The following is a 10,631-nucleotide window of genomic DNA, read 5'->3' as shown; positions in this document are numbered from 1 at the left end:
CCAGCACGTCGGCCAGCGCGCCCAGGACCACCCGGCGGCTCGCGTCGCCCGCGCCCGGGTGCACCGCGGACCACCGGCGCCCCGGGACGTGCTCGGTCACGTGCACCTGCGTCCCGCCGACCACCCGCGCCGCGACCGTCCGAGGCACCGGCACCCCCGCACGGCGCGCGGCCTCCTGCGCGCGCGCCGCCCGGAGCAGGTCGGGCGCGCTCCCCACGGGCGCGGACTTCGCCACCAGCCGCTCGCCACCCGGCCCCGTCACGGCGCGCACCGTCGCACCGCCGGCGCCCGCGAGCACGCCCGTCGTCCGCGCACCCGGACCGAGCACCGCCGCGAGCACCTCGTCCACGAGCCCTCCTCCCGGCCCGCTCCCATGGTCGCAGCCACGGTCCGACCGCGGGCGGCCCCGCGACGCGCCCGCGGTCGTCCCCAGGTCCGGGTCGAGGGGGTGACCGCGGGCGTCCGCGGTGGTGGGATGGGGTGCATGACCCTCCCTCCCCCGGCGGGCGCCGCACCCGCCACCGGCCCCGGTGCCGCACCCGACACCACGCCCGGCCTCGCCGTCCCGCCCGGACGCGCGCTGGCCGTCGAGTCCGCCGGCGTGGACGTCATCGCGGACCGCGACCGCAAGGGCACCCCGCGCCAGCTCTTCTGGCCGTGGTTCGCCGCGAACGTGTCGGTGCTCGGCCTGTCCTACGGCGCGTGGGTCCTCGACTTCGGCGTCTCGTTCACGCAGGCCGCGATCGCGAGCGTCGTCGGCATCGTGTTCTCGTTCCTGCTCTGCGGGATCGTCGCGCTCGCCGGCAAGCGGGGCTCGGCGCCCACGATGGTGCTGTCCCGCGCGGCGCTCGGCGTGCAGGGCAACCGCGTGGCCGCCGTGCTGTCCTGGCTGCTCACCGTCGGCTGGGAGACGATCCTCACCGCGCTCGCCACGCTCGCCACCGCCACCGTCGTGGAGGCGCTCGGCTGGGGCGGCGGCACCGGGGTGCAGGTCGTGGCGCTGGTCGTCGTCGCGGGGCTCATCATCGCGGGCGGCGTGTTCGGCTTCGACCTGATCATGCGGATGCAGACCGTCATCACCGTCGTGACCGCCGTGCTCACCGTCGGCTACGTCCTGCTGGTGCTGGACCACGTCGACACCGCCGCCGTCACCGCCCTGCCGTCCGGCCCGGCCCAGGCGTTCATCGGGGCGCTCGTGTTCATGATGACCGGGTTCGGGCTCGGCTGGGTCAACATGGCCGCCGACTACTCCCGGTACCTCCCCCGGCACACCTCCGGCCGCGGCGTCATCGGGTGGACCACCTTCGGCGCGTCGCTCGCACCCGTCGTGCTCCTGCTGTTCGGCCTGCTCCTGGCCGGCTCCGACCCCGAGCTCCGGGCGGCCATCAGCGCCGACCCCATCGGCGCGCTGACCACGATCCTGCCGACCTGGTACCTCGTGCCGTTCGCCGTCGTCGCCGTGCTGGGCCTGATCGGCGGCGCCGTCCTCGACATCTACTCGTCCGGGCTCGCGCTCGTCTCGACCGGCCTGCCCGTCACCCGGCCCGTGGCCGCCGGGATCGACGGCGTGATCATGGTGCTCGGCACGGTCTACATCGTGTTCGGCTCCGACACGTTCTTCGGCGTGTTCCAGGGCTTCCTCATCACGCTCGGGGTCCCGATCGCGGCCTGGGCGGGCATCATGATCGCCGACGTGCTGCTGCGCCGCCGCGACTACGACGACCTCGACCTCTTCGACCCCCGGGGCCGTTACGGCCGGGCCGCCGCGGTGCCGCTGGCGCTGCTCGGGCTCGGGACCGTGCTCGGCTGGGGGCTCGTCACCAACGCGTCCGCCGGGTGGCTGTCCTGGCAGGGGTACCTGCTCGGGCCGTTCGGGCTGGGCGGGACGTCCGGGGCCTGGGCGTACGCGAACCTCGGGGTGCTGGTCGCCCTCGCGGTCGGGTTCCTCGGCACGCTGCTGCTGCGCCGCGGGGCCGTGCGGCGGCAGGAGGCGCGGCCGCCGTCGGCGGACGCCGTGGACGCGCAGGCCGGCGCCGGGGTGACCCGGTGACGGGCGCGGAGCCCGCGGGCGGCGCGACGCCCGGACGGGCGGTGCTGGTCGTGGTCGACATGCAGCCGGTGTTCGCCGCCGCGGACAGCCCGTGGGCGGCGCCGCGGTTCGGCGAGGCGCTGCCGGTGGTCCGTGCGCTCGCCGAGCAGGCCGGCGCCGGGCGCACCGTCTTCACCCGGTTCGTGGCGCCCGACCGCCCCGAGGGCGCCTGGGTCGCCTACTACGCCGACTGGCCGTTCGCCCTGCAGCCCGAGGACGCCCCGGCGTACGCGATCGCGCCCCCGCTGGCCGACCTCGCCGCGCAGGCCGCGGTCGTCACCGCCACGACGTTCGGCAAGTGGGGACCCGACCTCGCGGCGCACGTGCGCCCCGGCGACACGATGCTGCTCGCCGGTGTCTCGACCGACTGCTGCGTGCTCTCCACGGCCCTGGCGGCGGCCGACGCCGGCGTGGCCGTCCGCGTCGTGGCCGAGGCGTGCGCGGGCGCGGACGACGCGAGCCACGCACGGGCGCTGGACGCGATCCGGCTGTACGCCCCGCTGGCGGACGTCGTCGACGCGACGACCGCGGGGGCGATCCTCGCGACCACGACGGCCCCGCCGGTCGCCTGACGCCGCGCACCAGCACGAGGTCGAGCGTTCCCGCCCAGGTCGAGCGTCTCCGACGGGCGCGTCGCGGCGAAACCTCGACCTCGGCGGACCGGGCACGGACAGCGCGACGCCCGGGTCGCGCCGGTCCCCCGCGGGGAGCGGCGCGACCCGGGCGTCGGCGGGTCGGCTCAGGCCTGGCGCTCGGCGGACTCCACCACGTTGGCCAGCAGCATCGCGCGCGTCATCGGCCCGACCCCGCCGGGGTTGGGGCTCACCCACGCGGCCACCTCGGCTACCCCGGCGTCGACGTCACCCGCGATGCGCGAGCGACCCGTCTCCGGGTCGGACACCCGCGACACGCCCACGTCCACCACGACGGCGCCCGGCTTCACCAGGTCGGCCGTGAGGATCCCGGGCACGCCCGCGGCGGCGACGATCACGTCCGCGTTGCGGGTGTGCTCGCCGAGGTCGGCGGTGCCGGTGTGGGTGAGCGTCACCGTGGCGTTCACGGCGCGGCGGGTCAGCAGCAGCCCGATGGACCGGCCGACCGTGGTCCCGCGCCCGATGACGGTCACGTCCGCCCCCGCCAGCGAGACGCCGTGCCGGGTGAGCAGCTCGATGATGCCGCGCGGCGTGCAGGGCAGCGGGGAGTCGACCTCCTCGTTGACGCGCAGCACCAGGCGGCCCAGGTTGGTCGGGTGCAGGCCGTCGGCGTCCTTGTCGGGGTCGACGAGCTCCAGCACCCGGTTGGTGTCGATCCCCCGGGGCAGCGGCAGCTGCACGATGAACCCGGTGCACGCCGGGTCCTCGTTCAGCCGCTGCACGGCGGCCTCGATGTCCTCCTGGGAGGCGTCGGCGGGCAGGTCCTCGCGGATCGAGGCGATGCCCACCTCCGCGCAGTCCCGGTGCTTGCCGGCGACGTAGGACACCGAGCCCGGGTCCTCCCCCACCAGCAGCGTGCCGAGCCCGGGCGTGATGCCGCGCTCCGCCAGCGCGGCGACCCGCGCCTTCAGCTCGCCCTTGATCGCGGCGGCCGTGGCCTTGCCGTCGAGCGTCTTCGCCGTCATGTCGCGGCCCCGATCAGTACTGCTGCAGGCCGGGGTACAGCGGGAACGCGTCGGCCAGCTTGGCCACCCGCGCCCGCAGGCCCTCGACGTCGGCGGACGCGCCGGCGGTCAGCGCGGTCGCGATGATGTCCGCGACCTCCGTGAACTCGGCGTCGCCGAACCCGCGGGTCGCGAGCGCCGGGGTGCCGATCCGCAGGCCGGAGGTGACGCGCGGCGGGCGCGGGTCGAACGGCACCGCGTTGCGGTTCACGGTGATGCCCACGTCGTGCAGGAGGTCCTCGGCCTGCTGGCCGTCGAGCTGCGAGTTCCGCAGGTCGACGAGCACCAGGTGCACGTCGGTGCCACCCGTCAGGACGGACACGCCCGCGGCGGCGACCTCGGGCGCGACCAGGCGCTCGGCGATGATCCGCGCGCCGTCGATCGTGCGCTGCTGGCGGTCGGCGAAGTCCTCGCCGCCGGCGATCTTGAACGACACGGCCTTGGCGGCGATGACGTGCATGAGCGGGCCGCCCTGCTGGCCCGGGAACACGGCGGAGTCGATCTTCTTGGCGTACTCCTCCTTGCTCAGGATGAAGCCCGAGCGCGGGCCGCCGATGGTCTTGTGCACGGTCGAGGACACGACGTCCGCGTAGGGCACGGGCGACGGGTGCAGGCCCGCGGCGACCAGGCCGGCGAAGTGCGCCATGTCGACCCAGAGCTTGGCGCCGACCTCGTCGGCGATCTCGCGCATCGCGGCGAAGTCGAGGTGCCGCGGGTAGGCGGACCAGCCGCCGATGATGACCTGCGGGCGGTGCTTGAGCGCGGCCTCGCGGATCGCCTCCGGCTCGATGAGGAAGGTGTCCGGGTTCACGCCGTAGGCGCCGACGTCGTAGAGCTTGCCGGAGAAGTTGATCTTCATGCCGTGCGTGAGGTGGCCGCCGTGCGCGAGCTCGAGGCCCAGGATGCGGTCGCCGGCGTTGGCGAGGGCGTGCAGCACGGCCGCGTTCGCGGTGGCGCCGGAGTGCGGCTGGACGTTGGCGTGCTCGGCGCCGAACAGCTCCTTGGCGCGGGTGATCGCCAGCGTCTCGGCGATGTCGACCTGCTCGCAGCCGCCGTAGTACCGGCGGCCCGGGTAGCCCTCGGCGTACTTGTTCGTGAGCACGGAGCCCTGCGCCTGCAGGACGGCGCGCGGGACGAAGTTCTCGCTCGCGATCATCTCGAGCGTGCCCTGCTGACGGGCGAGCTCCCCGTCCAGGACCGCCGCGATCTCCGGGTCCACCTGGGACAGGTTCTGGTCGAGCAGGGGCGTGTTCTCGGCGCTCATGCGTCTCCTCGGCAGTCGGCGGGCGCGGTCTGTCGACCGCACACCGATGGTGTGGGGTGACCGCGGGGCCCAGGCGTCCGACCCGACGTCGTGCTGCTGCGTCGCTCCCCGGTGGTGACCCACCTGTGCGCCAGTCGCGACCCCGTCAGGGTAGCAACGTCCCCGGCCCGGCGGGACGGGGCGTCCGCGGACCGGTCGGACCGCCCCGGCGTCGCGCCTCAGGCAGAGGCGGGCGCCTCCGCGTCGGCGTCCCCGAGGATCCGCCGCAGGTAGGCGTACGTGAGGTCCCCGACCGTCTGGTCGTGCTCGTGCGTGTAGCCGTGCTTCTCGTACAGCGCGAGGTTGTGCACCGAGTCCCGCCCGGTGAACACCCAGATCTCCTCCACGTCCTCGGGCAGGTGCGGCAGGATCGCGAGCAGCAGCTGGGTCCCGATGCCGTGGCCCTGCTGGTCGGGCGCGACGGCGAACCGGCCGAGCGTGGCCTTCTTGCCCTCGAGCACCACGCGGATCGACCCGACCAGGCGGTGCCCGGCCCAGGCGCCCAGCGTGACGACGCCCTCGGCCGCGAGGTCCGCGCGCAGCTCCGACAGCGTCTGGGTCAGCGGCGGGATGTGCGGGTCGTCGTACTGCTGGGCCTCGGTGACGAACGCGGCTCGGCGCAGCGTCAGGAGCTCGCCGGCCTCGGCGTCGGCGATGGGACGGATGGTCACCTCGGTCTCGCTCATGCCCCCATCGTCTCAGGAGGTGCGCGCGGTCGACAGCCCGGAGGTCCCGGTGTCGCCCGGATTCCACCCGCCGGGCACCCGCCCGCCGCTGGACGCCGAGGCCGCCGCGCACCGCGCGCGGGTACCCTCCCCTGCGTGACGACCTCGACCCCCACCCCCGGCGCGGCCACCTCCTGGGTGCTGTCGCTGTCCTGCCCCGACCAGCCCGGCATCGTCGCCGCGGTCGCGGGGCTGCTGGCGGAGCACGGCGGGAACATCACCGAGTCGCAGCAGTTCGGCGACCCGCTCTCCGGGCTGTTCTTCATGCGCGTCGAGGTCGCCGCCGAGCGCACCCGCGCCGAGCTCGAGGCCGCGCTCGGCGCGCTGGCCCCGCGGTTCTCGATGGACTGGTCGCTGGACGTCGCCGGCCGCAAGGTCCGCACCCTGCTGCTCGGGTCGACCGCCGCGCACTGCGTCAACGACCTCGCGTTCCGGCAGCGGTCCGAGGGGCTGCCGATCGACATCGTCGGGCTGGTGTCCAACCACACCGCGCTCGCCGACCTGGCCGCGTTCTACGACATCCCGTTCCACCACGTCCCGGTCACCAAGGACACGAAGGCGGCCGCCGAGGCGCGGCTGCTGGAGCTGGTCGAGGAGCTGGACGTCGAGCTGGTCGTGCTGGCCCGGTACATGCAGATCCTGTCGGACGACCTGTGCCGGGCGCTGACCGGCCGGGTGATCAACATCCACCACTCGTTCCTGCCCTCGTTCAAGGGCGCCCGCCCCTACGCGCAGGCGCACGACCGCGGCGTGAAGCTCATCGGCGCGACCGCGCACTACGTGACCGGCGACCTCGACGAGGGCCCGATCATCGAGCAGGACGTCGAGCGGGTGGACCACTCCCGGGGCGTCGCGGACCTGGTCGCGCTGGGCCAGGACGTCGAGCGCCGGGCGCTGGCCCGCGCGGTGCGCTGGCACGCCGAGCACCGGGTGCTGCTGGACGGGCACCGCACGATCGTCTTCCGCTGACCGTCGGACGCTGATCGTCCCCGTCCCCACCCGATCATCGCGCCGCCGGCCGACCGGTCGGGTGGGCGGGCGACGATCCGGTGGGGATCAGGGCGGCGCACCGGCAGCCGGGTGCGCGGCGCTCCCCTGTTACCGCATCGGACCGGGTGAGCGGCTCAGAGCGTCGCGGGCCGCGTGGTCGGCCGGGCCGCCCGCCCGGCCGGCGTGATCCCCGTGATCGCGGCGATCAGGTCCTCGTAGGAGGCGTGCTCGGCGTCGAAGTCGCCGTTGATCCGCCCGAGCCGCAGCACCACGATCCGGTCCGCGACGGCCTGCACGTCGACCATCGAGTGGCTGATCATCACGACGCCGAGCCCGCTCTCGCGCAGCCGCTCGACCATGTTGAGGACCTCGGCGGTCTGCGAGATGCCGAGCGACGCCAGCGGCTCGTCGAGGACGACCACCCGCGGGTTGCCGACCAGGGTGCGCGCCACGGCGACGGCCTGCCGCTGCCCACCGGACAGCGCGCGCACGGGGGCGCGGACGGAGGGCACGCGCGCGGCGAGCTGGCTGAGCACCTCCCAGGCGCGGCGCTCCATGCGGCGCTCGTCGAGGATCCCGGCGCGCCGCAGCTCCTGGCCGAGGAACAGGTTCTGCACGACGTCGAGGTTCTCGGCGAGCGCGAGGTCCTGGAACACGGCGGCGATGCCGAGCTCCCGCGCGGCGCGGGTCGACGGCATGGTGACCGGCGCGCCGTCGACCTCGATCGTCCCGGAGTCGGGGGCGAGCGCCCCCGACATCACCCGCGCGAGCGTCGACTTGCCCGCGCCGATGTCGCCGACGATCGCGACGACCTCGTGCGCGTGGATGTCGAGGTCCACGTCGACGAGCGCGCGGACGGCCCCGTAGTTGCGGGAGACGCCCCGCACGGACAGGACGGGGGTGCCCGGTGTCCGGCTCATCGGTCCTCCTCCGCTGCGTCGTTGCCGCGTGCCGTGCTGCACCGGCTCATCCTGCCACCGCCATCGACTGGGCAATACCGGCGTGGTCGAGCGCCAGGGCGAGCGCGCCCCGCACCTCCGCCGCCGTGCCCAGCTCCGAGACGACCACCTCGACCGGTCCGGCGGTGCTCGGCAGGGTCCGCTGCGCGAGGACGCTCCGGAACGTGTCCAGCAGGATCGGGCCCGCCTCGGCGAGCCGCCCGCCGACGACGACCAGCTCGGGGTCGAACAGGTTGCAGGTGTTCGCGGCGGCCACGGCGAGCAGCCTGCCCGCGTCGGAGATCACCCGGCGGCAGCCGGGGTCGCCGTCCTGCGCGCGGGCGATGACGTCCGACAGCGTGAGGTGCCCGTGGCTGGACTCGAGCATCCGGAGCAGGGCCGGCGCGCCGATGAGCGCGTCGAGGCAGCCGCGGTTGCCGCACCGGCAGATCGGGCCGTTGTCGTCGATGGTGATGTGGCCGAACTCGCCGGCGGCCCCGGTTCGCCCGTGGAACACGCGCCCGTCGACGATGAGGCCGCTGCCGACGCCGTGCGAGACCTTCAGGTAGGCGACGTGCCGCTTGCCGCGGGCGGCACCGTGCCGCAGCTCGGCCAGCGCCCCGAGGTTCGAGTCGTTGTCGACCTGGACGGGCACCCCGAGCCGGCGCTCCAGCACCTCGGGCACGGACACCCCGTCCCAGCCGCGCAGCACGCCGACCGACACGATGCGGCCGGTGACCGGGTCGACGGGTGCCGGGACCCCGACGCCGACCGACAGCACCTCGGACATGGTGGCGCCGACGGAGTCGACGAGCTCGGTGAGCAGCAGGGACGCGCGCTCCAGGCCGGCGTCCGCGCGGTGGTCCGGGGGCAGCGGCATGCGCTGGTCGGCGACGACCCGCTGGGCGACGTCGGCGATGGTCACGCGCAGCGAGCGCGAGCCGAAGTGGATGCCGCCCACCAGGCCGAGGTTGCGCGCGAGCGTGACCTGCTGGGCGCGGCGGCCGCTGCGGGAGGTGGGCGCCGTGGCGAGGACGCCGGCGCCGGTGAGCTCCTTGACGATGTTCGACACCGTCGCAGGTGACAGCCCCGTGACACCGGCCAGCTCGACCTGCGTGAGTGAGCCACGCTGCTGGACGGCACTCACGATCCGGGCGCGGTTGGCTTCACGGAGTGAAGATTGCGAACCCGGGGTCACTCTCTCGGTGCCCACGTAGCCGAGGATACAGGCGCACGCACCCCGATCCGGCACGTCGCGGCCACCCACCGGTGTGCGTTCACAGCCTGACGGCAAGCGAGACGCGGACGGCCGCCGCCCCGGACGGGGACGGCGGCCGTCGGGCCGTGCCGGAGCGGTCAGCCCAGGCGCGCGGCGAGGTTCTCGTCGAGGGCAGCGAGGAAGGCCTCGGTGGTCAGCCACTCCTGCTCGGGGCCGACGAGCAGCGCGAGGTCCTTCGTCATCTTGCCGCTCTCGACGGTCTTCACGACGACGTCCTCGAGCGTCTCGGCGAACTGGGTGACCTCCGGGGTGCCGTCCAGCTTGCCGCGGTGCTTGAGGCCACCGGTCCAGGCGAAGATCGACGCGATCGGGTTGGTCGACGTCGGCTTGCCCGCCTGGTGCTGGCGGTAGTGCCGGGTGACGGTGCCGTGCGCGGCCTCGGCCTCGACGGTCTGGCCGTCGGGGGTCATGAGGACCGAGGTCATCAGGCCGAGGGACCCGAAGCCCTGCGCGACGGTGTCGGACTGCACGTCGCCGTCGTAGTTCTTGCAGGCCCAGACGTAGCCGCCCTCCCACTTCATGGCCGAGGCGACCATGTCGTCGATGAGGCGGTGCTCGTAGGTCAGGCCGGCCTCCGCGAAGGCGGCGGCGAACTCGGCGTCGAACACCTCCTGGAACAGGTCCTTGAACCGGCCGTCGTAGGCCTTGAGGATCGTGTTCTTGGTGGACAGGTACACCGGGTACCTCCGCTGCAGGCCGTACGCGAACGAGGCCCGCGCGAAGTCGCGGATCGACTCGTCGAAGTTGTACATGGCCATCGCGACGCCGCCGCCCTCGGGGTACGTCACGACCTCCTGCTGGATCGGCTCGGAGCCGTCCGCGGGGGTGAAGGTCAGGGTCAGCGTGCCCGCACCCTGGACGCGGAAGTCGGTCGCCTTGTACTGGTCGCCGTGGGCGTGGCGGCCGATGATGATCGGCTTGTTCCAGCCCGGCACCAGACGCGGGATGTTGCTGATGATGATCGGCTCGCGGAACACCACGCCGCCGAGGATGTTGCGGATCGTGCCGTTCGGGGAGCGCCACATCTTCTTGAGGCCGAACTCCTCGACCCGGGCCTCGTCCGGGGTGATCGTCGCGCACTTGACGCCGACGCCGTGCTCCTTGATCGCGTGCGCCGCGTCGATCGTCACCTGGTCGTCCGTCGCGTCGCGGTTCTCGATCGACAGGTCGTAGTAGCGCAGGTCGATGTCGAGGTACGGATGGATCAGGCGGTCCTTGATGAACTGCCAGATGATCCGCGTCATCTCGTCACCGTCGAGCTCGACGACCGGTCCAACCACCTTGATCTTCGCCATGCGGCCAGATTACTTGACGTCGAGAGACTTTGCGGGCGGCCCGCGCGGGGACGGGCTGCGTCCAGGCGACGCACAGCGATCGGTGGCATGCTCGACGCGAGTGCCCGACCGGGGCTGCGCGAGACGCGCCCGCAGGTCGGACCCGGTGCGGGGCCGCCGAACGGCGCGGCCCGCGCCCGTCATCGCACCCGGACGAACGGATCATCATGTCGCAGGACAAGCCCGAGCCCGCCGAGGCCCCGGACGCCCCCACCGGCGCGGCCGCCCCGCAGCCGGGCACCCCGGCCGAGCCCACCGCCCCGGCCACCGGCTCCCCCGTGACCCCGACGCCGTCCGCGCCGCCCGCCGGCGCGGC

General features: G+C 74.2%; 10 protein-coding genes and 1 riboswitch. Of the genes, 3 read left to right on the top strand and 7 right to left on the bottom strand.

The features are described from left to right. Nucleotides 1-349, bottom strand: a 349-nt coding sequence (locus FA014_RS14390) for a phosphotransferase (RefSeq protein WP_154730347.1), incomplete at its 3' end; no start/stop codon positions are given. Between the two features lie 135 nt (nucleotides 350-484). Here FA014_RS14390 and FA014_RS14385 point away from each other — a divergent pair. Both FA014_RS14385 and FA014_RS14380 read left to right on the top strand, forming a co-directional pair. Continuing rightward, nucleotides 485-2,050, top strand: coding sequence for a purine-cytosine permease family protein (locus FA014_RS14385; protein WP_154730346.1), 1,566 nt, complete (start codon nucleotides 485-487; stop codon nucleotides 2,048-2,050). Continuing rightward, nucleotides 2,047-2,661, top strand: coding sequence for a cysteine hydrolase family protein (locus FA014_RS14380; protein ID WP_230323173.1), 615 nt, complete (start codon nucleotides 2,047-2,049; stop codon nucleotides 2,659-2,661). Before FA014_RS14385 ends, FA014_RS14380 begins: the two co-directional genes overlap by 4 nt. A 167-nt stretch (nucleotides 2,662-2,828) precedes the next feature. Here the strand turns inward: FA014_RS14380 and FA014_RS14375 are convergent, their stop codons facing one another. The 3 genes from FA014_RS14375 to FA014_RS14365 form a co-directional block, all read right to left on the bottom strand. Beyond that, a complete protein-coding gene (locus FA014_RS14375) occupies nucleotides 2,829-3,707 on the bottom strand; it encodes a bifunctional methylenetetrahydrofolate dehydrogenase/methenyltetrahydrofolate cyclohydrolase (protein ID WP_154730345.1) in 879 nt (292 codons plus the stop codon). Nucleotides 3,708-3,720: 13 nt separating this feature from the next. Beyond that, entirely contained in the window at nucleotides 3,721-5,010 is a 1,290-nt protein-coding gene (glyA, locus tag FA014_RS14370) for a serine hydroxymethyltransferase (RefSeq protein WP_154730344.1), read from the bottom strand. A gap of 60 nt (nucleotides 5,011-5,070) precedes the next feature. Next, a riboswitch (ZMP/ZTP riboswitch) is annotated at nucleotides 5,071-5,158 on the bottom strand. A gap of 70 nt (nucleotides 5,159-5,228) precedes the next feature. Continuing rightward, the gene (locus FA014_RS14365; RefSeq protein ID WP_154730343.1) at nucleotides 5,229-5,735 is read right to left on the bottom strand and encodes a GNAT family N-acetyltransferase; all 507 of its coding nucleotides are present in this window, start codon (nucleotides 5,733-5,735) and stop codon (nucleotides 5,229-5,231) included. Between the two features lie 135 nt (nucleotides 5,736-5,870). Between FA014_RS14365 and purU the strand changes: the two genes are divergently transcribed. After that, nucleotides 5,871-6,743, top strand: coding sequence for a formyltetrahydrofolate deformylase (gene purU / locus FA014_RS14360; RefSeq protein WP_154730342.1), 873 nt, complete (start codon nucleotides 5,871-5,873; stop codon nucleotides 6,741-6,743). A gap of 155 nt (nucleotides 6,744-6,898) precedes the next feature. On the opposite strand, the gene FA014_RS14355 is transcribed toward purU, so the two are convergent. The 3 genes from FA014_RS14355 to FA014_RS14345 form a co-directional block, all read right to left on the bottom strand. Then, nucleotides 6,899-7,684, bottom strand: coding sequence for an ATP-binding cassette domain-containing protein (locus FA014_RS14355; RefSeq protein ID WP_154730341.1), 786 nt, complete (start codon nucleotides 7,682-7,684; stop codon nucleotides 6,899-6,901). A 46-nt stretch (nucleotides 7,685-7,730) separates the two neighbouring features. Beyond that, a complete protein-coding gene (locus tag FA014_RS14350) occupies nucleotides 7,731-8,849 on the bottom strand; it encodes an ROK family transcriptional regulator (RefSeq protein WP_328288206.1) in 1,119 nt (372 codons plus the stop codon). Between the two features lie 209 nt (nucleotides 8,850-9,058). Next, nucleotides 9,059-10,276, bottom strand: a complete 1,218-nt coding sequence (locus tag FA014_RS14345; RefSeq protein ID WP_154730339.1) for an NADP-dependent isocitrate dehydrogenase — start codon at nucleotides 10,274-10,276, stop codon at nucleotides 9,059-9,061. Nucleotides 10,277-10,631: the final 355 nt, after the last annotated feature.

The sequence above is a fragment of the Cellulomonas hominis genome (assembly GCF_005239125.1).
Classification (GTDB): domain Bacteria; phylum Actinomycetota; class Actinomycetes; order Actinomycetales; family Cellulomonadaceae; genus Cellulomonas; species Cellulomonas hominis_A.
This window is presented reverse-complemented; position numbering and strand designations above follow the sequence as displayed.

What these genes read in the sequence shown, in the direction of transcription:
- FA014_RS14385 (WP_154730346.1), top strand. Translation starts at nt 485, where the DNA reads ATGACCCTCCCTCCCCCGGCGGGCGCCGCACCCGCCACCGGCCCCGGT.
- FA014_RS14375 (WP_154730345.1), bottom strand. Translation starts at nt 3,707, where the DNA reads ATGACGGCGAAGACGCTCGACGGCAAGGCCACGGCCGCCGCGATCAAG.
- glyA (WP_154730344.1), bottom strand. Translation starts at nt 5,010, where the DNA reads ATGAGCGCCGAGAACACGCCCCTGCTCGACCAGAACCTGTCCCAGGTG.
- FA014_RS14365 (WP_154730343.1), bottom strand. Translation starts at nt 5,735, where the DNA reads ATGAGCGAGACCGAGGTGACCATCCGTCCCATCGCCGACGCCGAGGCC.
- FA014_RS14355 (WP_154730341.1), bottom strand. Translation starts at nt 7,684, where the DNA reads ATGAGCCGGACACCGGGCACCCCCGTCCTGTCCGTGCGGGGCGTCTCC.
- FA014_RS14345 (WP_154730339.1), bottom strand. Translation starts at nt 10,276, where the DNA reads ATGGCGAAGATCAAGGTGGTTGGACCGGTCGTCGAGCTCGACGGTGAC.